The sequence below is a fragment of the Burkholderia sp. Bp8998 genome (assembly GCF_003854235.1).
Taxonomy (GTDB): domain Bacteria; phylum Pseudomonadota; class Gammaproteobacteria; order Burkholderiales; family Burkholderiaceae; genus Burkholderia.
Genome location: NZ_QTQF01000023.1, coordinates 108,044 through 132,807, shown reverse-complemented (window position 1 = coordinate 132,807; position 24,764 = coordinate 108,044). Strand labels below are relative to the sequence as shown.

The following is a 24,764-nucleotide window of genomic DNA, read 5'->3' as shown; positions in this document are numbered from 1 at the left end:
CCATTCACGAGGATCTCGCCCTGCTGGAACGGCTCGAGGCCGTTCACGGTCTTGATCAGCGTGGACTTGCCCGAGCCGGACGGGCCGCACACGACGACCACCTCGCCTTTCTTGACCTCTGTCGTGCAATCGGCGAGGACCTGAAACTGGCCGTACCACTTCGAAACGTTCTTGATGGAAATCATCTTGTGACCTTTTTCTGGAGACCTTTGACGAGGGCAGACGCCACCGAGCAAATCACGAAATAGCATGCGCCCGCGAACAGGACCATCTCGACGGTCGTGCCGTCGCGATCGCCGATATTGGCGGCCGTGCGAAAGAAGTCCGCGAGACTGATCACGTACACGAGCGACGTATCCTGGAACAGGACGATCGCCTGCGTGAGCAGCAGCGGCACCATCGCGCGGAACGCCTGCGGCAGGATCACGAGGCGCATCGCCTGCGCGTAGTTCATGCCGAGCGCGTACGCGGCGTTCACCTGCCCGCGCGGCACCGCCTGGATGCCGGCCCGGATGATCTCGGAATAATACGCGGCTTCGAACAGCGAGAACGCGACCATCGCCGAGGCAAGCCGGATGTCGATCGTCGGCGACAGCCCGAGCACGCCCTGCAGCACCTGCGGCACGATCAGGAAGAACCACAGCAGCACCATCACGAGCGGGATCGAGCGGAACACCGTCACGTACGCTTTCGCGAACCACGCGAGCGGCTTCACGCCGGACAGCCGCAGCAGCGCCAGCAGCGTGCCCCACACGATGCCGATGACGATCGCGATCAGCGTGATCTTGAACGTGATGATCGCACCGGACCACAGCGTCGGTATCGCGCCGGGAATACTACTCCAGTCGAACTGATGCATCACTTGCCTCCGATGTAGCCGGGCAGCCGCGTGCGGCCTTCGATCCAGCGCATGAACGCCATCACGACGAGGTTGATGACCACGTACGCGAGCGTCACCGCGATGAACGACTCGTAGGTCTGCGCGGTGTAGTCGACGAGCTGGCGCGCCTGCGCGGACAGGTCGAGCAGGCCGATCGTCGATGCGACCGCGGAGTTCTTGAAGATGTTCAGGAACTCGGACGTGAGCGGCGGCACGATGATCCGGTACGCAACCGGCAGCAGCACGTAGCGGTACGTCTGCCATTGCGTGAAGCCCATCGCGAGGCCGGCCGCGCGCTGGCCCTTCGGCAGCGCGTTGATCCCCGAGCGCACCTGTTCGCACACGCGCGCGCCGGTGAACAGGCCGAGACAGATGATCGACGCGGTGAAGAACTGCGTGCCGGGCGGCAACTGCTTGATCCAGGTGCCGATCGACGCGGGCAGCAGTTCGGGCACGACGAGGTACCAGACGAAGAACTGCACGATCAGCGGAATGTTCCGGAAGATCGACACGTACACGGTGCCGATCGCGGACAGCCATTTGTTCGGCACCGTGCGCAGCACGCCGAACAGCGAACCGACGATCAGCGCGATGACCCAGGCGACGAGCGACACCTCGATCGTCACCCGGAAGCCGGACATCAGCCATCCGAAATAAGTCGTCGGCTCGCCGGTCGAGACGGGGCTCAGGAAGATGCCCCAGTTCCAGTGGTAAGACATGGGCAAGACTCCAGCAAAAAGAAACGGAAGAAGCGTGGCCTCTTCCGTTTCAGTAGCGTCATTTCTGCATCAACGGCCGCGTGATCAGTCGAGCGCCTTGTCGTTCGGGTTCGCGTACAGCTTCTTCATCGAATCGGACAGCGGGAAGTTCAGGTTCAGCCCCTTCGGCGGAATCGGGTTCTCGAACCACTTCGCGTAGATCTTCGCGGCTTCGCCCGACTTCTCGACTTGCGAGATCGCGTCGTCGACGACCTTCTTGAAGTCCGCATCGCCCTTGCGCATCATGCAGCCGTACGCCTCTTCCGATTGCGGCGTGCCGACGATCACCCACTCGCCCGGCTGCTTCGCCTTCGCGCGCTCACCCGCGAGCAGCGCGTCGTCCATCATGAACGCGACCGCGCGGCCCGATTCCAGCGTATTGAACGAATCGCCGTGATCCTTCGCGCTGATGATGTTCATGCCCAGCTGCTTGTCGTTGTTCATCTTGCGCAGCAGGCGCTCCGACGTCGTGCCGGCGGTGGTCACGACCGTCTTGCCCTTCAGGTCGGCGAAATCCTTGACGCCCGAATCCTTCTTCGTCATCAGGCGCGTGCCGATCACGAAGATCGTGTCGGAGAAGGCGGCCTGCTGCTGACGCTCGACGTTGTTGGTCGTCGAGCCGCACTCGATGTCGACCGTGCCGTTCTGCACGAGCGGGATGCGGTTCTGCGACGTGACCGGGATGTTCTTGACCTGCAGGTTCGGCAGGTTCAGCTTCTTCTTCACCGCGTCCACGACCTTCATCTGGAATTCGCGCGAATAGCCGACGACCTGCTGGCTCTGGTCATAGTAGGAGAACGGAATCGACGACTCGCGGTGGCCCAGCGCGATCACGCCCGTGTCCTTGATCTTCTTCAGCGTGCCGGTCTCCTGTGCATGCGCGCCGCTCGCGAACGCGCACAGCGCCGCGACCATCAGGACTGCCTTGTGGTATTTCATCTTGGTCATCTCCTTGGCTAAAACCCGCGCCAGTGTATCAAAGTAATATTTTTGAAAGTACTGGTTATTTACCGCACTGCGCGTCGCCCGGTGCGAAGCCGTCCTCCCGGCTTCGGGCGCGCTTGCGGCGCATGAATGCGCCCGCGGGCGATGCCGGATTCGGCACCGCCCGCGAGGGTTCATGCACGCAATCGGGTGGATTGCGTCATGCTTTGAGCGTAGTCAACCGATCGACGATCGGCAATGACTGATCAGGGGTACAGGCCGCGCATTTCGCGCGCCATCAGGATGCGCTTGCACGCGACGATGAACGCCGCCGTACGCACCGATACCTTGTGCTCTTCCGCGACCGCCCACACGCCGGCGAACGCTTCGCGCATCACGCGCTCGAGACGATGGTTGATCTCGTCTTCCGTCCAGAAGAAGCTCGAGAAGTCCTGCACCCACTCGAAGTACGACACGGTCACGCCGCCCGCGTTCGCGATCACGTCCGGGATCACGAGCACGCCGTTCGCGCTCAGGATGTCGTCGGCCGCCGTCGTCGTCGGGCCGTTCGCGCCTTCGACGATGATCTTCGTGCGGATCTTCGCTGCGTTCTTCTCGGTGATCTGGTTTTCCAGTGCCGCCGGGATCAGGATGTCGGTCTCGACCGTCCAGAACTCGTCGTTCGGCATCGGTTCAGCGCCTTCGAAGCCCGCGACGCCGCCCGTGCGTGCCACGTGGTCGAGCAGCTTGTTCGAATCGAGGCCGGCCGGCTGGTAGATCGTGCCCGTGTGATCCTGCACCGCGATCACCTTCGAACCCGCTTCCTGGAACAGCTTCGCCGCGATGCCGCCGACGTTGCCGAAGCCCTGCACCGCGATGCGCGCGCCTTCGATCTCGAGGCCCTTCTTCTTCGCCGCTTCCGAGCCGACGACGAACACGCCGCGCCCCGTTGCTTCCTTGCGGCCGAGCGAACCGCCGAGCGAGATCGGCTTGCCGGTCACGACGCCGGTCGACGTCTGGCCCTGGTTCATCGAGTACGTGTCCATCATCCACGCCATCACCTGTTCGTTGGTGTTGACGTCCGGCGCCGGAATGTCGGTGTTCGGTCCGATGATGATGCCGATTTCGCTGGTGTAGCGGCGCGTCACGCGCTCGAGCTCACCACGCGACAGCTTGCGCGGGTCGACGCGGATGCCGCCCTTCGCACCGCCGTACGGCACGTTCACGGCCGCGTTCTTCACCGACATCCATGCCGACAGCGCCATCACTTCCGACAGCGTCACGTCCTGGTGGTAGCGCACGCCGCCCTTGCCCGGACCGCGCGACACGTTGTGCTGCACGCGATAGCCTTCGAAGTGCGCGACGGTGCCGTTGTCGAGCTCGATGGGGCAGTCGACGATCAGGATGCGCTTCGGACGCTTCAGCGTTTCCAGCCAGCGCGACAGCGAACCGAGGTACGGTGCGACGCGATCGACCTGCTGAAGATAGTTGCCCCACGGGCCGAGATCGTCGGCGTGAAGGTAGGACGGGATGGACTGCAGTTGCGAAGACATGGACGCTCCAACGTTCAACGGATTGCGCACATTGTCGAAAAACCCGTTTTTTTTATCCAATGCCGTTTGCTTATTCGATTATGCGTTTCTTGCATGATCGTGATTTTTCGCAAATCCGTGGTCGATTTGCGCAAGAACGCCCGCGATCGGCCGTGCATCGCGTTCGCGAAAGATCGTCGGAGAAAGACGCAGGATGCCCCCGGACAGCCGTCCGACAGGCACGGCAAGCGGGTAGTCAGCCGCACGGGCCCGGCCGGCGCGGTTAACCGCCCACGGTTAACCGGTGGTTTCGCGCAATTCGTCGCGCACGACGTCCCACAGCGCGCGCACGAGCTTCTGCCGCGGGTCGTCGCCCTGCAGCGCGAGCTTGTCGCAGTACAGGCGGATCTCCATCGTCAGCGTATACGGATGGGTGCCGCCGCGCGCCGAACGATCGAGCCGGATCAGGCGGCCGCTGGCCACCGCATCCTCGACCGCGCTGTGCGGCAGGAACGCGACGCCGTGACCCGCGAGCGCCATCGCCTTCAGCCCTTCGGCCATGTCGGTTTCGTACACGCGATCGAGGAACAGCGAGGTCGGTGCGTTCGCCACGATGACCTCGGTCATCCGGCCGAGATACGCGTTCGGCGTGTACGACAGGTACGGCACGCGCGCTTCGGCCGTGCCCGGCAGCGTATAGCGCGGCCGGCCCGCGCGGCCCGGCGCGGAGAATGCGCTGATCGGCTCGCTGCCGAGGACCAGCATGTCGTAGCGGGCGGGGTCGAGCGCGACCGGATGGCTCGGGTGGTGGTAGCCCATCACGAGATCGCAGCCGCCCTCGACGAGCGACAGCACGGCATCGTGCACGTTCAGCGCGCGCAGCCGCGTGTGGACCTGCCCCATCTTCGCCTCGATCCGCTGCAGCCAGCGCGGGAAATACGTGAGCGACAGCGTGTGCGGCACCGCGAACTCGATCGTCGGCACCGGCGCACCGACGTGACCGCGCAGCAGCGTGCGCGCCTCGTGCGCCTGCGACAGCATCGTCAGCGCCTGCTCGTAGAAGATCTGGCCGGCCTGCGTGAGCCGCGTCGGATAGACCGAACGATCGATCAGTTCGGTCGCGAGCCACGCCTCGAGCGCCTGGATGCGCCGCGAGAATGCGGGTTGCGACACATGCCGCAGTTCGGCGGACCGGCTAAAGCTGCGCGTTTCCGCGAGCGAGACGAAGTCTTCGAGCCATTTCAGTTCCATGCAGGCGGGCGCGGCGGGCGGCGGTCGGGAAGAAGCCTGCATTCTACCGGCGGGCGGGCCCGCCCGCCGGCGTGGCGAGCAGCCCGGCGAGCCGGCGCGGACGCCTGCCGGCAGGCCAATCGCACGCCGTGCGGGCGCCGGGTGCGTGCCGATCGCCCGCAGTGGCCGCGGCCGGACCGGTTCGGCCGGGATCGCCCCGCGCCAATGGTAAAATGGCAGATTCTTCTCCCCCCTCGTCCGCACCGGCCCCAAAGGCCACGCCCGATCATGTCCGACACTCGTCCCGATACGCTTTTCGCCCTCACCGCGCTCTCGCCCATCGACGGCCGCTACGCCAGCAAGACCGAAGCGCTGCGCGACTGGCTCTCCGAAGCCGCCTTCATGCGCCACCGCGTCACCGTCGAGGTGCATTGGCTCATCGCGCTGTCGCGCGCCGGCTTCGCGGAAGTCCCGCGCTTCTCCGACGCGTCCGAACAATTCCTGCTGCAGCTCGCCGAGCGCTTCACCGCGCACGACGCCGCGCGCATCAAGGAAATCGAGCGCGTCACGAACCACGACGTGAAGGCCGTCGAATACTGGCTGAAGGAATCGGTCAAGGGCCAGGCCGAACTCGAGAAGGCCAGCGAATTCATCCACTTCGCGTGCACGTCCGAAGACATCAACAACACGTCGCACGGGATGATGCTCGCCGGCGCGCGCGAACACGTGATCCTGCCGGCACTGCGCACGGTCTACCAGCGCCTCGTCGCGCTCGCGCACGCGCACGCCGAACAGCCGATGCTGTCGCGCACGCACGGCCAGCCGGCCAGCCCGACGACGCTCGGCAAGGAACTCGCGAACGTCGCCGCGCGCCTCGCCCGCGCGATCACGCGCATCGAGAAGGTCGAGATCCTCGGCAAGATGAACGGCGCGGTCGGCAACTTCAACGCGCACCTGTCCGCGTATCCGGAATTCGACTGGGAAGCGTTCTCGCGCGACGTGATCGAGAACCGCCTGAAACTCACGTTCAACCCGTACACGATCCAGATCGAGCCGCACGACTACATGGCCGAACTGTTCGACGCCGTGGCGCGCGCGAACACGATCCTGCTCGACCTCGACCGCGACGTGTGGGGCTACATCTCGGTCGGCTACTTCAAGCAGAAGACGAAGGCCGGCGAAATCGGCTCGTCGACGATGCCGCACAAGGTCAACCCGATCGACTTCGAGAACTCGGAAGGCAACCTCGGCCTCGCGAACGCGACGCTGCGCCACCTCGCCGACAAGCTGCCGGTGTCGCGCTGGCAGCGCGACCTGACCGACTCGACGGTGCTGCGCAACATGGGCGTCGCACTCGGCTACTCGCTGCTCGCGTACGACTCGCTGATCCGCGGCCTCGACAAGCTCGAGGTGAATCCGCAGCGCCTGAACGAAGATCTCGACAACTGCTGGGAAGTGCTCGCCGAGCCGGTGCAGACGGTGATGCGCCGCTACGGCATCGAGAACCCGTACGAGCAGCTGAAGGAGCTGACGCGCGGCAAGGGCATCACGCGCGAAGCGCTGCAGGAATTCGTCGGCACGCTGGCGATCCCGCAGGACGCGAAGGACCGCCTGCTCGCGATGACGCCCGCGTCGTACATCGGCAAGGCCATCGAACTGGCAAAGCGGATCGCGTAAGCGCCGCCGTCGCCAGACGGATAAAAGCCCGATGCGAGCAATCGCATCGGGCTTTTTTTGCTTTTTGGCCGATCAAAACGAGATCATTCGCCCCGGATTGAGCGCGCTCATCACGCTCATCGCCGCCTTCGCGGCGGGAATCGCGATCGGCGACAACTGCCGGCCGAGCGGAATCTCGCGATGGTCGATGCCGGTCAGCATCGAGAAATCGTCATTGCGTCCGACGAAATCGTCGCAGATCGCCTTGCCGATCCGCACCGTCTGCGCGACGCCGTGCCCGCTCCAGCCCTGCACCATGTACATCGGCACGCGGCCGTCGGTCTTGCGGCTGTCGGTCGCGCCGTTCAGCGTGAAGTCGCTGACACCGCTCCAGCAGTAGTCGAGCGCGAAGCGGCCGTCATGCTGCGGAAACACCGTGTTCAGCCGCGTCAGCAGATATGCGTTGACGTCCTGCTGCGCCCAGCACGTGCCGGTGCCCTGCCCGCCGAACAGCAGGCGGTTGCCGCGCACCGGCCGGTAGTAGTCGATCTGGAACTGCGTGTCGTACACCGGCATGCCGGCCGGCATCAGCGTCGCGACATCGACGTCGAGCGGCGCCGTCACGCTCACGTACGTGAAGAACGGCACGGTGGTTGCGGCGCCGTCATCCAGCAGTCGGAACGTCGTGTTGTGCAGCGCGAGCACGACGCCACGGCGCGCGGTGATCGTGCCGCCCGGCGTCGTCGCGACGACGCCCGCCGGCGTTTCGTCGAGCGCCAGCACCTCCGTTCCCTCGTACAGCGCGCCACCGTTCAGCCGGAAGCCGTGCACGAGGCCACGCACCAGCGCGAGCGGATGCAGCTGGCCGCCGATCGCATCGATCGCCGCGCCGTGATACAGCCCCGAACGCACGTATTCGTCGTGCAGCTGATGGCGGCCGACGAGCGTCACACCGGCGTCGCCGAGATGGCGGCGGGCGTCCGCGCCGTCGAGCAGCGCGCTCATGTGGCCCGGGTGAACCGCCGCCGTCACGTGGCCGCGCTTGCGGTCGAAGTCGAGCGCGTAGCGCGCGCCGATCGCATCGATCAGGTCCATCGACTCGGCCGAAGCGAAGCGCCACAGCCGCTTCGCATCGGCGTGCGACAGGTAGTCGATCATGTCGGCCGCTTCCCAGCGCGCAAGGCCCGGCGTGAGTTGGCCGCCGTTGCGGCCCGACGCCGCGGAGCCGACGTGATGCTTGTCGACGAGAATCGTGTCGACGCCCGCTTCCGCGAGATGCAGTGCGGCCGATGCGCCGAGCAGCCCCGCGCCGATCACGAGCACGTCGCATACGGCGTCGTGCGCGAGCGGCGCGCTGTTGTCATGGGGCGCCAACGACGCCTCGTACCAGTTGGCCGGACGCTCGCCGTCGTAGCGGGCCGGCTCGCACCAGTTCCAGTTGTCCTGTTCGATGTTCAGTTGCGTCTGGTCGAAACGCGATTCGCCCTGGATCAGGGGTTTGTGGTTGGAAGTCATGATTGCACTTGCATGGTCTTGGGCCGCCTGTCGAAGAGCCGTAGGGCTTCGCGGGTGGGGCAGCCGGTTCCACTTGGGTGTCAACGAGATAAAGGGCGCGATGGCCCGTGTTGACGGCAGGCACGCTCGTGTCTGCCTGGATCCCGGACCGTGCGAAAGCACGCATTGAAAGGTGCCGGGACACCCAATTTCTACACCGCAGAAATAATTCTACAGCGTAGAATATGCTTTCGTCAAGATGGCAGTCCGCCGCCGCATCCGCTCACATGAAAGACAAACCCGCCCAAGGCCCGCGCGGCCTCGATAAAGACACGATCGTCGCGGCCGCGCTCGCGCTGCTCGAGGAGGTCGGCGAAACCGCGTTCAGCGTGCGCAAGCTCGCGCAGTCGGTCGGCTGCGACCCGATGAGCGTGCTGTATCACTTCAAGTCGAAAGACGGCCTGAGCCGTGCGATCGCGAACGCGCTGTCGCGCTCGCTCGTGCCGGTCGACGCGTCACTGCCGTGGCGCGAGCGGCTGCGCGACCTCGCACGCCAGTACCGCGCGCTCGCGCTGCGCCACCCGGCCGCGTTCGCGCTGCTGCAGCGTCACATGAGCACCGGCCCCGCCGATCTCGCGCACATCGAGACCGTGCATCGCGCGCTGGCCGATGCCGGTATCCCGCGCACCGCGCGGCCGTCCGTGTGCGTCGGCTGGTATGCGAGCGTGATCGGGCTCGCCGCCGCCGAGGCCGGCGGTCTCACGCGGCCCGCGAACGACGTCGAGCTCGCGGAAATGGATGCGCTGTCCGACGCCGCGCACCCACTCGTCAAATCGGCCGCCCCGCTCTATGCGCGACTCGACCCGGCCGCCGTGCACGACACGATGCTGGACGTGCTGCTCGACGGCATCGCGCAGCACGCGCGCGGCTGAGCGGCTTGCGCACCTGAAACGAAAAAGGCACCCGAAGGTGCCTTTTTCACTATTGCATGACGATTGCCGCGAACCGCGCTCAGTGCTGCTGCGCGAGGCCGATCTTCACCATCACTTCATCGACGATCTGTTCGGGCGTCAGCTCGATGCTGACCACGATCGCTTCGTCCGGGCCCGGTTCCTCGAGCGTGTCGAGCTGGCTCTTCAGCAGCGACGGATCGAAGAAATGGCCGGTGCGGGTCTTCAGGCGCTCGTGCAACACCTCGAACGAACCCTTCAGATACACGAACCGCACGTCGGTGTCGGTGCCGCGCAGCACGTCGCGGTACGACCGCTTCAGCGACGAGCACGTGAACACGGCGGTCTCGCCGGCACGCTGCTTTTCCTCGATGGCCGCGCGGATCGTGCGCAGCCACGGCCAGCGGTCGTCGTCGGTCAGCGGAATGCCGTTGTGCATCTTTTCCTTGTTCGCCGCGCTGTGAAACGCGTCGCCGTCGGTATAGCTGCACGACAGGCGTTCCGCCAGCATTTCGCCGATTCGCGACTTGCCCGCGCCCGACACGCCCATTGCGATCAGAATCATTGACTACCCCTTGTTACAAAACCAGGCTCAGCAGCAGCGTAAAGCTCAGACCGAGCACCGAGATGATGGTTTCAAGCAGCGACCAGGTCTTGAACGTCTGGCCGACCGTCATCCCGAAGTATTCCTTGATCAGCCAGAAGCCGCCGTCGTTCACGTGCGAGAAGATCAGCGAGCCCGAGCCCGTCGCGAGCACCAGCAGTTCCGGACGAACCGCCGCGCCCGACGCCGCCGCGATCGGCGCGACGATGCCGCAGGCCGTCGTCATCGCGACCGTCGCCGAACCCGTCGCGAGACGCATCAGCGCCGCGACGAACCAGCCGAGCAGCAGCGGCGACAGGTGCGCGTGCTTCGCGGTCTCGACGATCTGCTGCGAGATCCCGCTGTCGCGCAGGACGCCGCCGAAGCCGCCGCCCGCGCCGACGATCAGCGTAATGCCGGCGATCGGCGCCAGGCACTCGCCGCAGAACTTCTGGATCTGGTCGCGGTTGAAGCCCTGCAGCTTGCCGAACGTGAAGAAGCTCACCAGCACGGCGATCAGCAGCGCGACGTCGGAGTTGCCGGCAAAGCGCAGCAGGTTGTTCGGCAGCGACTTCGGCGCGAACACCAGGTCGGCCCAGCTGCCGACGAGCATCAGCACGACGGGCAGCAGGATCGTGAACAGCGTGATGCCGAAGCTCGGCAGTTCGCGCTTGCGGCCGTCCGTGTGCGACTCGACGAACTGCGCGGCAAGCGGATTGTTTTCCGGCAGCTTCACGAACTTCGAGATCATCAGCGCGAACAGCGGACCCGCGATGATCGCGGTCGGCACGCCGACGATCAGGCCGAACGCGATCGTCTTGCCGATATCGGCGCCGTATTGCTGGACGGCCAGCAGCGCGGCCGGGTGCGGCGGGATCAGCCCGTGCACGACGGACAGGCCGGCCACCATCGGCAGGCCGACGACGAGCAGCGACTTGCCGGTGCGCTTCGCGACGTTGAACGCGATCGGGATCAGCAGCACGAAGCCGACTTCGAAGAACACCGGCAGGCCGACGATGATCGCGACGAACATCATCGCCCAGTGGATGTTCTTTTCACCGAACCAGTCGATCAGCGTGGTCGCGATCCGTTCGGCGCCGCCCGATTCGGCCATCATCTTGCCGAGCATCGTGCCGAGACCGACGACGATCGCGATGTGGCCGAGCGTGCCGCCCGTGCCCGTTTCGAACGACTTGACGATCTTGTCCATCGGCATGCCGACGACGAGACCGAGGCCCAGCGAAACGATGATCAGCACCAGGAACGGGTAGATCTTGTAGCGCGCGATCATCAGGATCAGCGCGGCAATCGCGATCAGCGTGAATACGAGCAGCATGCTGCCTTGGACAGCCCCCATGTGGCACTCCTCCTTGAATTGTTCGAAACCGGGCGAGTTGTTGCGAGTATGCCCGGCTACGCAGGTCTCCGAAACACGGGGGGTACCCACCCCGTAAGGACGCTGAATTTTACTTATCTTTACGGTCCGCGGATAGAACCGGTTCCATCAGCAAAAACCCTCGGTAAAACAAGCACCTAAGTGCCTGCCACCGAGGGTCGAACGTTCGTTTCGTACAAGTATTAGCGATGGAGCTGGCTTGCAGCTTGCGCGAGGCGCGTGACTTCCGCCCAGTCCTGCGCGGCGAGCGCGGCCTTCGGCGTGAGCCACGAACCGCCGACGCACGCGACGTTCGGCAGTTTCAGGAAATTCGGCGCGGTGTCGACCGTGATGCCGCCCGTCGGGCAGAACTTCAGCGCCGGGAACGGGCCGTGGAACGCCTGCAGCATCGGCACGCCGCCGGCCTGCTGCGCGGGGAAGAACTTGACGATCTCATAGCCGAACTCGAGCGCCTGGATGATGTCGCTCGGCGTCATCACGCCCGGCAGCAGCGGCAGGCCCGCATCGAGCGACGCGAGGTGCAGGTCCTTCGTCAGGCCCGGCGACACGCCGAACTTCGCACCCGCGCGCTTCGCCTGCTCGCAGTGCTCCGGCTTCGTGATCGTGCCGACGCCGACGACGATGTCGTCCGCGAGCAGGCTCGCGCGCTGGATCGCCTCGAGGCCCGCCGGCGTGCGCAGCGTGATCTCGAGCACCTTGACGCCGCCCGCGTGCAACGCGCGCGACACGTGTTCGCCCTGCTCGACCGAGTCGAATGCGAGCACCGGAATCACCGGGCCCAGCTTCACGATTTCAGCAATCGTCTTCATCGATGACACTCCTTGAAATTCCTGCAATTCATGCGGTGACGCCAACGGCCGTTTCGCCGACCAGCGTCCCGAAAACCGATGCGCCCTGCTCGGCCGGCGCGGCCGCCGCGCGGAACACGCCGAACAGTTCGCGCCCGAAACCCGTTTCGTTGTCGGCCTGGTGCAGCGGCTGCGCAACCGGGCGCGCCTGCCACTCGGCGTCATCGATCTCGATGTCGAGGATGCCGGCTTCCGCGTCGATCACGAGCGTGTCGCCCGTCTTCACCTTGCCGAGCGGGCCGGCCAGCAGCGCCTCAGGCGACACGTGGATCACGGCCGGCACCTTGCCCGACGCACCGGACATGCGGCCGTCGGTCACGAGCGCGACGTGGAAGCCCTGATCCTGCAGCACGCCGAGCAGCGGCGTCAAACGGTGCAACTCGGGCATCCCGTTCGCGCGCGCGCCCTGGAAGCGCACCACCGCGACGAAATCGCGCTTCAGCTCGCCGCGATCGAAGGCCTCCTGCACGGCTTCCTGCGAATCGAACACGATCGCGGGCGCCGTCACCTTGCGGTGCTCGGGCGCGACCGCCGAAATCTTGATCACGCCGCGGCCGAGCCGGCCCTGCATCAGGCGCAGGCCGCCGTCCGGCTGGAACGGGTCGCGAATGCCGCGCAGCACCTTCGTGTCGTGGCTCTCGGCCGTGCCGTCGACCCACGTCAGCTTGCCGTCGATCAGCTTCGGCTCCTTCGTGTAGTGCGACAGCCCCTTGCCCGCGACGGTCGTCACGTCTTCGTGCAGCAGCCCGCCTTCGAGCAGGTTGCGCACCAGGAACGCGACGCCGCCCGCCGCGTGGAAATGGTTCACGTCGGCCTTGCCGTTCGGGTAGATTTTCGCGAGCAGCGGCACGACCGCCGACAGTTCGTCGAAATCGTTCCAGTCGATCAGGATGCCGGCCGCGCGCGCGATCGCGACGAGGTGCAGCGTGTGGTTGGTCGAGCCGCCCGTCGCGAGCAGCGCGACGATCCCGTTGACGATCGCCTTCTCGTCGATCACATGGCCGATCGGCGTGTACTGGCCGCGCTCGACCGTCAGGTCGAGCACGCGGCGCGCGGCTTCGGCGGTCAGCGCGGTACGCAGCGGCGTGTGCGGATGGACGAACGCGGAACCCGGCAGGTGCAGGCCCATCAGTTCCATCAGCATCTGGTTGCTGTTCGCGGTGCCGTAGAACGTGCAGGTGCCATGGCCGTGATACGCGGCCGATTCGGCTTCGAGCAGCGCGTCGCGGCCGACCTGGCCAGTCGCGAACTGCTGGCGGATCTTCGCCTTGTCGTCGTTCGACAGGCCGCTCGTCATCGGGCCGGCCGGCACGAAGATGGTCGGCAGGTGGCCGAACTGCAGCGCGCCGATCAGCAGGCCCGGCACGATCTTGTCGCAGATGCCGAGGCAGAGCGCCGCGTCGAACATGTTGTGCGTGAGCGCGATCGCCGTACCCATCGCGATCGCCTCGCGCGAGAACAGCGACAGCTCCATCCCGGGGTTGCCCTGCGTGACGCCGTCGCACATCGCCGGCACGCCGCCCGCGAACTGCGCGACGCCGCCGTTCTCGCGCGCGGCGGCCTTGATGATGTCGGGGAAATCCTTGTACGGCGCGTGCGCGGACAGCATCTCGTTGTACGAGGACACGACGCCGATGTTCGGTTCGCGGATCGCCTTGATCTGGAACTTGTCGTTGCCTTCGAGACCTGCGAAGCCGTGCGCGAGGTTCGCGCACGACAGCGCGCCGCGCGCCGGGAACTTGCCCTGCGCGCCGTCGATGCGCTGCAGATAGGCGGAACGGGTCGATTGGCTGCGGGCGATCACGCGTTCGGTGACTTTCGCCAGGGTGGGGTGCAGCGACGTCATGCTGGGCGCTCCTGTATGCCGGCGACACCGGCGGTTGGAATCGTGGGGACGGTCGAGTGCGTCGAACGAACGAAGCCAGTCTAGTAGAAAAACTACAAGCACGCAATGCGGATCCGCATACGCGCAACCGCCATTTCCGCCACCAGCAAGGCTTTACTAAGTGAAAACCCTAATTATCGACATCCTTCATTGCAAAAATTGCCGACGGTTGAGCTAGTATTTTTTTGTAGATTTTCTACAATTCGATTGCGATACACTCGCTCATCCGAACCCGATTTTCATCCGCCGTCCCATGCTGCCTCGCATTGAAGCGATTCGCGCCAACCTGCGCCCGTCCGAGCGCAAGCTCGCCGACTACATCCTCGCCGCGCCGCGCGAGGTGCTCGACCTCGCGATGACCGAGCTGTCGACCCGCGCGGGCGTCAGCCAGCCGACCATTGCGCGCTTCTGCCAGGCGCTCGGCTGCAGCGGTTTTCGCGAATTCAAGATCCGGCTCGCGCAGAGCGTCGCGCCGGGCGTGTCGTCGGTGTATCGCGACGTCGAGCCCGACGAGCCCGCGCCCGGCATCATCGGCAAGGTGTTCGACCGCACGATCGGCGCGCTGATCGAGGTGCGCAACAGCCTGTCGGCCGGCAGCGTCGCCGACGCGATCGCGCTGCTGTCGAACGCGTCGCGCATCGAGTTCTACGGCGCCGGCGGCTCGGGCATCGCCGCGCAGGACATCCAGCACAAGTTCTTCCGGCTCGGCGTGCCGAGCGTCGCGTATTCGGACCCGCATACGTTCTCGATGTCGTCGGCGCTGCTCGGGCCGCACGACGTCGTCGTCGCGATCTCGAACACCGGCCGCACGCGCGACATCGTCGATGCCGCGCGCTCCGCGCTCGCGTGCGGCGCGAAGGTCGTCGCGATCACGCAGAGCCATTCGCCGCTCGCGAAGCTCGCGACGGTGAGCCTCGCGTCGAACGTCGCGGAGGAAACCGACGTGTTCTCGCCGATGACGTCGCGGATGTCGCATCTCGCGATCGGCGACATCCTCGCGGTCGGCGTTGCGCTGTCGCGCGGGCCCGCGCTGATGGAGCGCGTCGGCCGCGCGAAGGAAGCGATCACGCGCCGCCGGATCGACGACCCGACGAAGGAATGACGCGTACGACGCGCACATCGGGATAGGGGCGGTCAGTAACCTGGCCGATCCCCTCCCACACCACCCGGCATGCGGGTCCGCACCGGGCGGTTCGAGCAGTTGAGGTCAGGAGAGTCGGGGAACGCCAAGCCGGTCGAAGTAAGCAGTGGGCAACGCTCGGTTCAGCATCTGATAGCTATTGCGCCACCAGCAACGGCTGTTCGCCGCCACCCGACGCGCGTCCTCTTCCGAAGCACCCAGCGCCCGCAACTCCCGGTACATCGTCGTTCCTCGACGCCAGTGCTTGAGCTGCATCGCGCGCAGCCGGTGCCTGATCCACTCGTCGAGTTGGCGGAACACCTTGGGCGTCTGTGCCAGATGGAAGTACGCCTTCCAGCCCGGCATATACGCCCTCAGTCGCTCCGCCACCTCCGGCAGGCTTCGCCCGCTCGAACGGCGTGTCAGTTCCCGGATGCGTTGCTTGAAGGTCTCCAGGGCCTTCCGGGCCACCGCGCATTTGATCCGATCGCCCGCGCTGCGCCACAGTTCGTAGCCCAGGAACTTGCGACCGGTCGCCTGAGCAACCGCCGTCTTGACCTCGTTGACCTTCAGATGAAGTCGGTCGTAGAGCTTGCGCAAGCCATCCAACACTCGTTCGCCCGAGCGGCGACTGCGCACGTATACGTGGCAGTCGTCGGCGTAGCGCACGAAGCGGTGACCTCGTCTCTCCAGTTCACGGTCCACCTCGTCCAGCAGCACATTGGCCAGCAGCGGCGACAGCGGCCCGCCTTGCGGCGTGCCTTCGTGACGCTCCGTGACCACCCCGCCATCCATGATCCCGGCCACAAGGTAATGGCGAACCAGCCGCAGCACGGCTTTGTCCGCGATCCGCCTCGATAGCCTTTCCATCAGGATGTCGTGATTGACCCGATCGAAGAACTTCTCCAGGTCCACATCGACCACCACCCGGTAGCCGTCCTGCACATGACGTTGGGCCTTCAGCACCGCGTCACGCGCTCGACGTCCCGGTCGGAAGCCATAACTATGTTCGGAGAAAGTCGGATCAATGATGGGCTGCAGAACTTGCAGCAGGGCTTGCTGGATCAATCGATCCGTCACCGTCGGAATCCCCAGTTCACGCATCCCGCCACCGGGCTTCGGAATCTGGACGCGCCGTACCGGCTCGGGCCGGTAGCTTCCATCCAGTAACGCCTCCCGAATCCGGGGCCAGTGCGTCTTCAGAGAGTCCGCCGTCTCGGCGATCGACTTCCCATCCACCCCAGCACTGCCGCGATTGGCTTTGACGCGTTTCCACGCCATCACCATGTTCGCTCTCGCGAGCGCCTGCGCAAGCAGGTCGCCTCGCCCCAAGCCGCCGGTTTCGCGCCGCGCCGTCCGTGCTTCATCACGCTCCGCTTCAGGCGCGGCTTCACCTCGCCCTCCCGCGTTGCGCCCCGCCTGCGCGGGCTTCTGATGCACTGCACATTCGAGCGACACGGCCTTCGGCCCTCCTACTCGTTCGGCCCTTCGCCCCAAACCGGCAGCTACTACGGCCTCTGCTGACTTCTCGCTCCGGCTTGCCACCGTCGCCCTTTCAGGCATGAGGCGAGATCTCCCCAGGTAAGAACGCACTCCTTCATCGCACAACCGCCGCATTTACGCCGCCTCGCCTTGATCACGAGAACTTCGCAGCTTCATGCCCGCTCGTCCTGCTCGGCAACGCCTTCTATGCGGTTCTTGTTCATCGGCTCGCGATTTACGCTCCACGCTTCCTCCCCACACTCGGTCGCCCTCATGCAGTTGCGCTTCACTTCATTTGCCGTGATCAGCTCATGGCGGGACTTGCACCCGCAGGAGTGCGCCCATGCTGGGCGCACATGAAAACGGCGCCCCGAGGGGCGCCGTTGCGCATCGATCGACCGCCGGCATGCTCGCCGACGGCGCCACCGGAAGGTTCAGAACGGCTTGATCACGACCAGCGCGACCGCCACGAGCATGCCGAGCACCGGCAGCTCGTTGAACACGCGATACCACTTGTCGGTGCGGCGGTTCTCGCCGCGTTCGAACACCCGCAGCAGGTGTCCGCAATACGCGTGGTAGATGACGAGCAGCAGCACCACCGTCACCTTCGCGTGGATCCAGCCCTGCCCCTGGCCGATGCCGATCACGAGCCAGAGCCACAGCCCGCACGCCAGCGCCGGCACGGCGATCATCGTCATGAAGCGGAACAGCTTGCGCGCCATCAGCAGCAGGCGCCGCACCGCGGCCGGATCGGTCTCCATGGCCAGGTTCACGTAGATGCGCGGCAGGTAGAACAACCCTGCGAACCACGCGGCGATCAGCACGATATGGAACGTCTTGACCCAGAGCATTGCCATCGGTTGTACGCCTCGCTTTACTGACGGCCTTCGCCGTGCCCGAGCACGACGTACTTCAGCGACGTCAGCCCCTCCAGGCCGACGGGGCCGCGTGCGTGCAGCTTGTCGTTCGAGATGCCGATTTCCGCGCCGAGGCCGAATTCGAAGCCGTCCGCGAAGCGCGTCGACGCGTTGACCATCACGCTCGCGGAGTCGACTTCGCGCAGGAAGCGCATCGCGCGGTCGTGATCCTCGGTGACGATCGCATCGGTGTGGTGCGAGCCGTAATGGTTGATGTGTTCGATCGCGGCGTCGAGGCCGTCGACGACCTTGATCGCGAGCACCGGCGCGAGATATTCGGTGTGCCAGTCTTCAACGGTCGCGTCGACGAGCGGGCCGACGCCCGCCTCGGCGAGCACCGCGCGCGCGGCCGCGTCGACGCGCAGCTCGACCTGCTTGTCGCGGTACAGCTTGCCGAGCGGCGGCAGCAGCGTGGCCGCGATGCCGCTCGAAACGAGCAGCGTCTCCATCGTGTTGCAGGTGCCGTAGCGGTGCGTCTTCGCGTTGTCGCACACCGTCAGCGCTTTCGCGACATCGGCGCGATCGTCGACATATACGTGGCAGATACCGTCGAGGTGCTTGATCATCGGCACGCGCGCCTCGTTGATCAGGCGTTCGATCAGGCTCTTGCCGCCGCGCGGCACGATCACGTCGACGTATTCGGTCATCGTGATCAGCTTGCCGACCGCCGCGCGATCGGCGGTCGCGACGACCTGCACGGCGTCCTGCGGCAAGCCGGCCGCCGCGAGCCCCTCGCCGATCAGCTTCGCGAGCGCCGCGTTCGATTCGAGCGCCTCGGAGCCGCCGCGCAGGATCGTCGCATTGCCCGACTTCAGGCACAGCGCGGCCGCGTCGATCGTCACGTTCGGGCGCGACTCGTAGATGATGCCGATCACGCCGAGCGGAACGCGCATCTGGCCGACCTGGATCCCGCTCGGGCGGTACTTGAGGTTGCCGATCTCGCCGATCGGATCGGCCAGCGACGCAACCTGGCGCAGGCCTTCGACCATCGTCTTCAATGCCTTGTCAGACAGCGTCAGGCGATCGATGAACGCCGCATCGAGCCCCTTTTCGCGGGCACGGGCGACGTCGCGTGCATTCGCATCCTTCAGCGCCTGCGCGTCGCGCTCGATCGCGCGGGCCACGGCGTCGAGCGCCGCGTTCTTCGCGGCCGTGCTGGCGCGCGCCATCGCGCGAGAAGCGTGCCGGGCACGGCGGCCCAGGTCCGTCATGTACTGGTCGATATCCATCGTGTGACTCGAGAAGCGAGCCGCTTGGCGCGGCATGAATTCGTCGGGAAGCGTGAGGCGCGGCAGCAGGAAGGCCGCGCCAGCCATCGGAATATTGTAAGCGGGTTGCGATGCGTGCGCTGACGGCCCGGAGGAGCCTAGCGCCGTACGCGACCCGCGGTCGGCGGTCGTTCGCCGCGCTCGCCCGCCACCGTCATCGCGAGCTGGAACAGGCCGTCCCACGGATCGGGCGGCGGATCGTCCTGCGTGCGGCGGCCCGGCGTGACGGCCGACAGCCCCTTCACCTGCCGATCGAGCTTCGCGGCGAACGCGAGCGCCTTCTCGAGCACGGCTTCCGACACACGGTTCAGCGCGGGGCCGATCAGCCGCTCGCGCGGCCCCCATACGCGGTTCTCGCGCAGCAGCGTGGCCAGCGGCTTGCCGGCCGTCGCGCCGCGCTTGATCCGCAGCAGCGTGCGCAATTCCTCGACGACGGCCCACATCACGAGCACGATCGCCTCGCCCTCGCCCTTCAGCCCGTCGATCATCCGCGCGAGCCGCGCGGCGTCGCCCGCGAGCATCGCCTCGTTCAGCTTGAACACGTCGTAGCGCGCGACGTTCAGCACCGCGTCGTGTACCTGCTCGAACGACAGCACGCCCTGCGGATAGAGCAGCCCGAGCTTCTGGATTTCCTGGTGTGCGGCGAGCAGGTTGCCCTCGACGCGCTCCGCGATGAACTGCAGCGCGCGCCGGCCGTCGTCGCCGGGCGCGACGCGCTGGCTCTGCATCGACAGACGCTGGCCGATCCAGTTCGGCAGCTGCGCGCGGTCGACCGGATCGATCTTCAGCGCGACGCCACCGTTCTGCAACGCGGTAAACCACGCGGATTTCTGCGTTGCCGCGTCGAGGCGCGGCAACGTGACGAGCATCAGCGCGTCGGGGTTGGGCGTCGCCGCGAGCGTCTTCAGCGCGTCGGCGCCTTCCTTGCCGGGCTTGCCCGACGGAATGCGCAGCTCGATCAGCTGGCGTTCGCCGAACAGCGACATCGCCTGGGTCGCGCCGAGCAGCACGCTCCAGTCAAAGCCGCGCTCGACCGTATGCACCGAACGTTCGGTGAACCCGGCCGCGCGCGCGGCCGCACGAATGCGGTCGCACGCTTCCTGCGCGAGCAGCGGCTCGTCGCCGTAGACGGTGTAGAGGCCGGCCATCCCCTTCGCGAGGTGCGGCTCCAGCGCATCAAGTCGCAATTGCATCGGTGCGTGCGCCCGCGATCAGAGCGGTGGCGGCGGCAGCGGTGCGCGCGGCGCGACGCCCGGCACCACGTCCTCCGGCGCCGGCGTCAGCGAGTGGACGATCGCGAGACGCCGCATCAGCTGGTCGACCGCGTCGTTCTGCATGTCGCCGTACAGGATGTCGGCTTCCTGCGCCTTCGCGTTGGTGTACTGGTCGCTGTACGTCATCGCGCGGTTCAGCGCGATCGCGCTCGGCGGGATCAGCACGGTGCCGTCCTTGCTCGTCAGCGTGTAGTTCAACGTGTAGAACAGCGCATATTCCTGCGCCGAGCCGTACTTGTTGAGCGTCAGCGTGTTCTGCCCGCGCGATTCCCACATGCGCAGCACGGCGTCGGCGTCGTCCGCCGACTTGACGATCTTCGTGTCGCTGCCAGCCTCGACGAGACGCACCAGGCGCGCCTCGACGGGCGCTGGCGCGCCGGCCACCAGCAAGTGCTTGAACGCATAGTCCTGCTGGCCGCGCAACTGGAAACCGCATGCCGACAGCGCGACCGCGCTGCCGACGGCGAGCATCAAAAACGATCTGCGGATCACCTTCGCTCCTTCTGTGTGCACCCGACGGCCAACGGCCGTCAGACGACGATGTTCACGAGGCGGCCCGGCACGACGACGATCTTCTTCGCCGGCTTGCCGTCGCTGAACTTCGCGAACGCCTCGTCGGCCACCGCCGCGGCTTCGATCGCCTCGCGGCTCGCGTCCTTCGCGACCTTCAGCGCGCCGCGCACCTTGCCGTTCACCTGCAGCACGAGTTCGATCTCGGCCTGCTCGAGCGCGGCCTCGTCGACCTTCGGCCACGGCGCGTCGAGCAACGGACCGAACTCTTCCGCGTAGCCCAGTGCCTTCCACAGCTCGAACGTGACGTGCGGCACGACAGGGTACAGCACGCGCAGCAGCACGCCGTACGTCTCGCGCAGCACGCCGGGCGTCGCGCCCTTCGCGCCGTCGATCGCGTTCAGCATCTTCATCGCGGCCGACACGACCGTGTTGTACTGCAGGCGCTGATAGTCGAAATCGGCCTGCTTCAGCACGCTGTAGATCTCGCGGCGCAACGCCTTGTCGGCATCGCCGAGCGCGGCCGCGTCGAAGCCCGCGCGCACGGAAAGCGCTTCGCGATTCATCGCGCCGAAGCTCCACACGCGGCGCAGGAAGCGGCTCGCGCCTTCGACGCCCGCGCCCGACCACTCGAGCTGCTGCTCGGGCGGCGCGGCGAACATCGTGAACAGGCGCGCGGTGTCCGCGCCGTACTGGTCGATCAGCACCTGCGGATCGACGCCGTTGTTCTTCGACTTCGACATCTTCTCGATGCCGCCGAGCACGACCGGCTGGCCGTCGGCGTTCAGCGTCGCGCCGACCGGGCGGCCCTTTTCGTCGAACGCGACGGTCACGTCGGCCGGGTTGTACCAGGTCTTCTTGCCCGACGCGTCTTCACGGTAGAACGTCTCGTTCAGCACCATCCCCTGCGTGAGCAGGTTCTTCGCCGGCTCGCCGAACTTCACGAGGCCGAGGTCGCGCATCACCTTGGTCCAGAAGCGCGAATACAGCAGGTGCAGGATCGCGTGCTCGATGCCGCCGATGTACTGGTCCATCGGCATCCAGTAGTCGGTGCGTGCGTCGACCATCGTCTCGGCGTCCGGCGCCGTGTAGCGCGAGAAGTACCACGACGAATCGACGAAGGTGTCCATCGTGTCGGTTTCGCGCTTCGCGGCCGCGCCGCACTTCGGGCACGTGCAGTTCAGGAACGCTTCCGACTTCGCGAGCGGGTTGCCCGAGCCGTCCGGCACGAGGTCTTCCGGCAGCACGACCGGCAGGTCCTGCTCGGGCACCGGCACGTCGCCGCACGACGGGCAGTGGATGATCGGGATCGGCGTGCCCCAGTAGCGCTGGCGCGACACGCCCCAGTCGCGCAGGCGCCACGTGACCTGCTTGTCGCCGAAGCCGCCGGCCTTCAGGTCGGCCGCGATCGCGTCGACCGCCGCGCCGTACGCAAGGCCGTCGTACTTGCCGCTGTTCACGCAGGTCGCGACTTCCTTGTCGCCGTACCACTCCTGCCATGCGTCGAGCGAGTACGTCTGGCCTTCGGCCGCGATCACCTGCTTGATCGGCAGGTCGTATTTCTTCGCGAATGCGAAGTCGCGCTCGTCGTGCGCGGGCACGCCCATCACGGCGCCTTCGCCATAGCTCATCAGCACGTAGTTGCCGATCCAGACCTCGACCGGCTCGCCCGTCAGCGGATGCGACACCGTGAAGCCCGTCGCGACGCCCTTCTTCTCCATCGTCGCGACATCGGCCTCGGCAACGCCGCCGCGCTTGCATTCGTCGATGAACGCCTGCAGTTCCGGCTTGCCCTGCGCGAGGCGCGTGGCGAGCGGGTGCTCGGCCGCGACCGCGCAGAACGTGACGCCCATGATCGTGTCGGCACGCGTCGTGAACACGCGCAGGAGCGCCTTCTCGCCGTCGAGTTCGTACGGGAAGCCGAAGTTCACGCCGAAGCTCTTGCCGATCCAGTTCTGCTGCATGATCTTCACGCGCTCGGGCCAGCCGAGGCCGTCGAGGTCGTTCAGCAACTCATCCGCGTACTGCGTGATCCGCAGGTAGTACATCGGGATCTCGCGCTTCTCGACGAGCGCGCCCGAGCGCCAGCCGCGGCCGTCGATCACCTGCTCGTTCGCGAGCACGGTCTGGTCGACCGGGTCCCAGTTCACGGTGCCCGTCTTCTTGTACGCGATGCCCTTCTCGAGCATCTTGAGGAACAGCCACTGGTTCCACTTGTAGTAGTCGGGCTTGCACGTCGCGATCTCGCGCGACCAGTCGATCGCGAGGCCCATCGACTGCATCTGGCCCTTCATGTAGTCGATGTTGTCGTAGGTCCACTTCGCGGGCGGCACGCCGTTCGCCATCGCGGCGTTCTCGGCCGGCATCCCGAACGCGTCCCAGCCCATCGGCATCAGCGTGTTGTAGCCGTTCATCCGCAGATAGCGGTACATCACGTCGTTGATCGTGTAGTTGCGCACGTGACCCATGTGCAGCTTGCCGGACGGGTACGGCAGCATCGACACGCAGTAGAACTTCGGCTTCTGCGAATCTTCCTTCGTCTTGTAGGCATCGGCTGCGCGCCAGTCGCCCTGAGCGGCGGCTTCGACGTCGGCGGGTACGTATCTCTCGTGCATGGTGTGGTTCGGACTAGGCTTTAAGCGGCGCGCCACGAGGCGGGCACGCGGAAGTGGACGAAATCGGGCAGCCCGGCGGCGGGAGCAGGCTCACGGTTCCCGGGCCTGCCTCATGGTTCCGGAGGTTCGCCGGGTAACCCGGAGGGTCTCCAGGTTACCCGGCGAAACCCTGCCAACCGGGCGGAAACGACGATTATACCGTTCGTGGCGGGCGGTACGGCCGGTCTCGCGGGCCGTGGCGCATTCTTGCCTGCACCGGGCTTGCGGGCGGCAGGCGGGTCAGGGTTTCGCGCCCGCGGCGGCCGGCGCGGCGGCGCCCGCCGGCGGCATGTCGGTGACGAAGCCGATCCGCGTGAGGCCCGCGGCCTGCGCGGCGCCCATCACCTGCGCGATCACGTCGTAGCGGGTCGCGCGCGATGCGCGCAGCCGCAGCTCGGGCGGCGCGGCGCCCGCGGCGGCGGCCCGGAAGCGTGCCGGCAGCGCGTCGAGTGCGACGGGCGCGTCATCCCAGTAGAGCTTGCCGGCGTCGTCGATCGACAGCGTGACCGACTGCGGCGTGTCGCGCGCGACACCGGCCGCGACCTTCGGCAGGTCGAGCCGGATCGCGTGCGTCATCAGCGGCGCGGTGATGATGAAGATGACGAGCAGCACGAGCATCACGTCGATCAGCGGCGTCATGTTGATCTCCGCCATCGGCGCGGACGTCTTGTGGTGCTCCAGTCCGCCGAATGCCATGGTCGTTCCTCCCGGCCGCGCGTCAGGCGCCCTGCGCGCACACGAATACGTGCAGGTCGCGCGCGAAGCCGTCGAGTTCCTCGGCGAGCTGGCGCACGAGCCGCCCGAGGATGTTGTAGGCGAGCACCGCGGGGATCGCGACGACGAGCCCGAACGCGGTCATGATCAGCGCCTCGCCGACCGGCCCCGCGACGTTCTCGATCTGCGCCTGCCCGCTCGCGGCGATGCTGCCGAGCGCGTGGTAGATGCCCCATACGGTGCCGAGCAGCCCGACGAACGGCGCGGTGCTGCCGATCGACGCGAGCAGCACCTGGCCGAACTCGAGACGCCGCTGCGAGCGCAGCATCGCGTGACGCAGCGCGCGCAGCACGCGTTCGCTGCGCTCGACACGCGCGGCCAGCGCGGCCGGATCGTGTTCGTCGGCCGCGTCGCGCGCGGCTTCGGCGAGCGGCACGAACACGCGCTCGCGATCGGTGCCGGCGAGCGCGGCGATGCCCGCGTCGAGCGACGCCGCGCGCCAGAACGCGGCGAGCGCACGCGGCCCCTGCCGCTTCGCGCGGACCAGCAGCCAGGCTTTCATGACGAGGAAGCACCAGCTGGCGACGGACATCGCCAGCAGCACATAGGCGACGGCGTGCGTGATCGCATCGCCGCTTTCGAGGTAATGGACAACGCCGGTGGGAATCGCCATCGGAGTTTCCCCGTGA

22 protein-coding genes are annotated in these 24,764 nt (G+C 66.4%); 3 read left to right on the top strand and 19 right to left on the bottom strand.

Annotated elements, in window-relative coordinates; all coding sequences use genetic code 11:
• The 6 genes from DIE06_RS22785 to DIE06_RS22760 all read right to left on the bottom strand — a co-directional run.
• Positions 1–185: ATP-binding cassette domain-containing protein (locus tag DIE06_RS22785; RefSeq protein WP_148094366.1), on the bottom strand; the 185-nt coding region annotated here is incomplete at its 3' end.
• On the bottom strand, positions 182–859 hold the full coding sequence (gltK, locus tag DIE06_RS22780) for a glutamate/aspartate ABC transporter permease GltK (RefSeq protein ID WP_124663279.1): 678 nt from the start codon (positions 857–859) through the stop codon (positions 182–184). The genes gltK and DIE06_RS22785, both read right to left, overlap by 4 nt.
• Positions 859–1,599, bottom strand: coding sequence for an amino acid ABC transporter permease (locus tag DIE06_RS22775; RefSeq protein ID WP_124663278.1), 741 nt, complete (start codon positions 1,597–1,599; stop codon positions 859–861). The genes gltK and DIE06_RS22775 overlap by 1 nt, the downstream gene beginning before the upstream one ends.
• Positions 1,600–1,683: 84 nt before the next feature.
• On the bottom strand, positions 1,684–2,577 hold the full coding sequence (locus tag DIE06_RS22770) for a glutamate/aspartate ABC transporter substrate-binding protein (protein ID WP_185733449.1): 894 nt from the start codon (positions 2,575–2,577) through the stop codon (positions 1,684–1,686).
• A gap of 251 nt (positions 2,578–2,828) precedes the next feature.
• The gene (locus DIE06_RS22765) at positions 2,829–4,115 is read right to left on the bottom strand and encodes a Glu/Leu/Phe/Val dehydrogenase (RefSeq protein WP_124663276.1); all 1,287 of its coding nucleotides are present in this window, start codon (positions 4,113–4,115) and stop codon (positions 2,829–2,831) included.
• Between the two features lie 276 nt (positions 4,116–4,391).
• Entirely contained in the window at positions 4,392–5,345 is a 954-nt protein-coding gene (locus DIE06_RS22760) for a LysR substrate-binding domain-containing protein (protein ID WP_124663275.1), read from the bottom strand.
• A gap of 267 nt (positions 5,346–5,612) precedes the next feature.
• On the opposite strand from DIE06_RS22760, the gene purB reads away from it, so the two are divergent.
• Positions 5,613–7,001, top strand: a complete 1,389-nt coding sequence (gene purB / locus DIE06_RS22755) for an adenylosuccinate lyase (RefSeq protein ID WP_124663274.1) — start codon at positions 5,613–5,615, stop codon at positions 6,999–7,001.
• A 72-nt stretch (positions 7,002–7,073) separates the two neighbouring features.
• On the opposite strand, the gene DIE06_RS22750 is transcribed toward purB, so the two are convergent.
• Positions 7,074–8,495: an FAD-binding oxidoreductase gene (locus DIE06_RS22750; RefSeq protein ID WP_124663273.1), complete on the bottom strand. Its 1,422-nt coding sequence runs from the start codon at positions 8,493–8,495 to the stop codon at positions 7,074–7,076.
• Between the two features lie 266 nt (positions 8,496–8,761).
• Here DIE06_RS22750 and DIE06_RS22745 point away from each other — a divergent pair, with 266 nt between their 5' ends.
• Positions 8,762–9,406, top strand: a complete 645-nt coding sequence (locus DIE06_RS22745; RefSeq protein WP_124663272.1) for a TetR/AcrR family transcriptional regulator — start codon at positions 8,762–8,764, stop codon at positions 9,404–9,406.
• 79 nt (positions 9,407–9,485) lie between these two features.
• Here the strand turns inward: DIE06_RS22745 and DIE06_RS22740 are convergent, their stop codons facing one another.
• The 4 genes from DIE06_RS22740 to edd form a co-directional block, all read right to left on the bottom strand.
• Positions 9,486–9,989 (bottom strand): gluconokinase, encoded by a 504-nt coding sequence (locus DIE06_RS22740; RefSeq protein WP_124610571.1) that lies wholly within the window; start codon positions 9,987–9,989, stop codon positions 9,486–9,488.
• A gap of 13 nt (positions 9,990–10,002) precedes the next feature.
• The gene (locus DIE06_RS22735) at positions 10,003–11,364 is read right to left on the bottom strand and encodes a GntP family permease (RefSeq protein WP_124663271.1); all 1,362 of its coding nucleotides are present in this window, start codon (positions 11,362–11,364) and stop codon (positions 10,003–10,005) included.
• 221 nt (positions 11,365–11,585) lie between these two features.
• The gene (eda, locus tag DIE06_RS22725) at positions 11,586–12,212 is read right to left on the bottom strand and encodes a bifunctional 4-hydroxy-2-oxoglutarate aldolase/2-dehydro-3-deoxy-phosphogluconate aldolase (protein ID WP_124663269.1); all 627 of its coding nucleotides are present in this window, start codon (positions 12,210–12,212) and stop codon (positions 11,586–11,588) included.
• Positions 12,213–12,240: 28 nt separating this feature from the next.
• Complete coding sequence (gene edd, locus DIE06_RS22720) at positions 12,241–14,097, bottom strand: phosphogluconate dehydratase (RefSeq protein WP_124663268.1); 1,857 nt, start codon at positions 14,095–14,097, stop codon at positions 12,241–12,243.
• A gap of 292 nt (positions 14,098–14,389) precedes the next feature.
• On the opposite strand from edd, the gene DIE06_RS22715 reads away from it, so the two are divergent.
• Positions 14,390–15,238 (top strand): MurR/RpiR family transcriptional regulator, encoded by an 849-nt coding sequence (locus DIE06_RS22715; protein WP_124663267.1) that lies wholly within the window; start codon positions 14,390–14,392, stop codon positions 15,236–15,238.
• 105 nt (positions 15,239–15,343) lie between these two features.
• On the opposite strand, the gene ltrA is transcribed toward DIE06_RS22715, so the two are convergent.
• The 8 genes from ltrA to DIE06_RS22670 form a co-directional block, all read right to left on the bottom strand.
• On the bottom strand, positions 15,344–16,714 hold the full coding sequence (gene ltrA, locus DIE06_RS22710) for a group II intron reverse transcriptase/maturase (protein WP_124663266.1): 1,371 nt from the start codon (positions 16,712–16,714) through the stop codon (positions 15,344–15,346).
• Between the two features lie 458 nt (positions 16,715–17,172).
• On the bottom strand, positions 17,173–17,595 hold the full coding sequence (locus tag DIE06_RS22700) for a CopD family protein (protein ID WP_014898091.1): 423 nt from the start codon (positions 17,593–17,595) through the stop codon (positions 17,173–17,175).
• A gap of 17 nt (positions 17,596–17,612) precedes the next feature.
• The gene (locus DIE06_RS22695) at positions 17,613–18,884 is read right to left on the bottom strand and encodes a glutamate-5-semialdehyde dehydrogenase (protein ID WP_124663265.1); all 1,272 of its coding nucleotides are present in this window, start codon (positions 18,882–18,884) and stop codon (positions 17,613–17,615) included.
• A 137-nt stretch (positions 18,885–19,021) separates the two neighbouring features.
• On the bottom strand, positions 19,022–20,116 hold the full coding sequence (holA, locus tag DIE06_RS22690; protein WP_124663264.1) for a DNA polymerase III subunit delta: 1,095 nt from the start codon (positions 20,114–20,116) through the stop codon (positions 19,022–19,024).
• A gap of 18 nt (positions 20,117–20,134) precedes the next feature.
• Entirely contained in the window at positions 20,135–20,689 is a 555-nt protein-coding gene (lptE, locus tag DIE06_RS22685; RefSeq protein WP_085042215.1) for an LPS assembly lipoprotein LptE, read from the bottom strand.
• A gap of 38 nt (positions 20,690–20,727) precedes the next feature.
• On the bottom strand, positions 20,728–23,322 hold the full coding sequence (gene leuS, locus DIE06_RS22680) for a leucine--tRNA ligase (protein ID WP_124663263.1): 2,595 nt from the start codon (positions 23,320–23,322) through the stop codon (positions 20,728–20,730).
• Positions 23,323–23,601: 279 nt separating this feature from the next.
• Positions 23,602–24,057, bottom strand: coding sequence for a biopolymer transporter ExbD (locus DIE06_RS22675; RefSeq protein ID WP_124663262.1), 456 nt, complete (start codon positions 24,055–24,057; stop codon positions 23,602–23,604).
• 22 nt (positions 24,058–24,079) lie between these two features.
• On the bottom strand, positions 24,080–24,748 hold the full coding sequence (locus DIE06_RS22670; RefSeq protein WP_124500276.1) for a MotA/TolQ/ExbB proton channel family protein: 669 nt from the start codon (positions 24,746–24,748) through the stop codon (positions 24,080–24,082).
• Positions 24,749–24,764 lie beyond the last annotated feature (16 nt).

What these genes read in the sequence shown, in the direction of transcription:
- DIE06_RS22735 (WP_124663271.1), bottom strand. Translation starts at nt 11,364, where the DNA reads ATGGGGGCTGTCCAAGGCAGCATGCTGCTCGTATTCACGCTGATCGCG.
- holA (WP_124663264.1), bottom strand. Translation starts at nt 20,116, where the DNA reads ATGCAATTGCGACTTGATGCGCTGGAGCCGCACCTCGCGAAGGGGATG.
- edd (WP_124663268.1), bottom strand. Translation starts at nt 14,097, where the DNA reads ATGACGTCGCTGCACCCCACCCTGGCGAAAGTCACCGAACGCGTGATC.
- DIE06_RS22700 (WP_014898091.1), bottom strand. Translation starts at nt 17,595, where the DNA reads ATGGCAATGCTCTGGGTCAAGACGTTCCATATCGTGCTGATCGCCGCG.
- DIE06_RS22750 (WP_124663273.1), bottom strand. Translation starts at nt 8,495, where the DNA reads ATGACTTCCAACCACAAACCCCTGATCCAGGGCGAATCGCGTTTCGAC.
- DIE06_RS22760 (WP_124663275.1), bottom strand. Translation starts at nt 5,345, where the DNA reads ATGGAACTGAAATGGCTCGAAGACTTCGTCTCGCTCGCGGAAACGCGC.
- DIE06_RS22670 (WP_124500276.1), bottom strand. Translation starts at nt 24,748, where the DNA reads ATGGCGATTCCCACCGGCGTTGTCCATTACCTCGAAAGCGGCGATGCG.
- DIE06_RS22675 (WP_124663262.1), bottom strand. Translation starts at nt 24,057, where the DNA reads ATGGCATTCGGCGGACTGGAGCACCACAAGACGTCCGCGCCGATGGCG.
- purB (WP_124663274.1), top strand. Translation starts at nt 5,613, where the DNA reads ATGTCCGACACTCGTCCCGATACGCTTTTCGCCCTCACCGCGCTCTCG.
- DIE06_RS22740 (WP_124610571.1), bottom strand. Translation starts at nt 9,989, where the DNA reads ATGATTCTGATCGCAATGGGCGTGTCGGGCGCGGGCAAGTCGCGAATC.
- leuS (WP_124663263.1), bottom strand. Translation starts at nt 23,322, where the DNA reads ATGCACGAGAGATACGTACCCGCCGACGTCGAAGCCGCCGCTCAGGGC.
- eda (WP_124663269.1), bottom strand. Translation starts at nt 12,212, where the DNA reads ATGAAGACGATTGCTGAAATCGTGAAGCTGGGCCCGGTGATTCCGGTG.
- gltK (WP_124663279.1), bottom strand. Translation starts at nt 859, where the DNA reads ATGCATCAGTTCGACTGGAGTAGTATTCCCGGCGCGATACCGACGCTG.
- DIE06_RS22770 (WP_185733449.1), bottom strand. Translation starts at nt 2,577, where the DNA reads ATGAAATACCACAAGGCAGTCCTGATGGTCGCGGCGCTGTGCGCGTTC.
- DIE06_RS22775 (WP_124663278.1), bottom strand. Translation starts at nt 1,599, where the DNA reads ATGTCTTACCACTGGAACTGGGGCATCTTCCTGAGCCCCGTCTCGACC.
- DIE06_RS22765 (WP_124663276.1), bottom strand. Translation starts at nt 4,115, where the DNA reads ATGTCTTCGCAACTGCAGTCCATCCCGTCCTACCTTCACGCCGACGAT.
- DIE06_RS22745 (WP_124663272.1), top strand. Translation starts at nt 8,762, where the DNA reads ATGAAAGACAAACCCGCCCAAGGCCCGCGCGGCCTCGATAAAGACACG.
- DIE06_RS22715 (WP_124663267.1), top strand. Translation starts at nt 14,390, where the DNA reads ATGCTGCCTCGCATTGAAGCGATTCGCGCCAACCTGCGCCCGTCCGAG.
- DIE06_RS22695 (WP_124663265.1), bottom strand. Translation starts at nt 18,884, where the DNA reads ATGGATATCGACCAGTACATGACGGACCTGGGCCGCCGTGCCCGGCAC.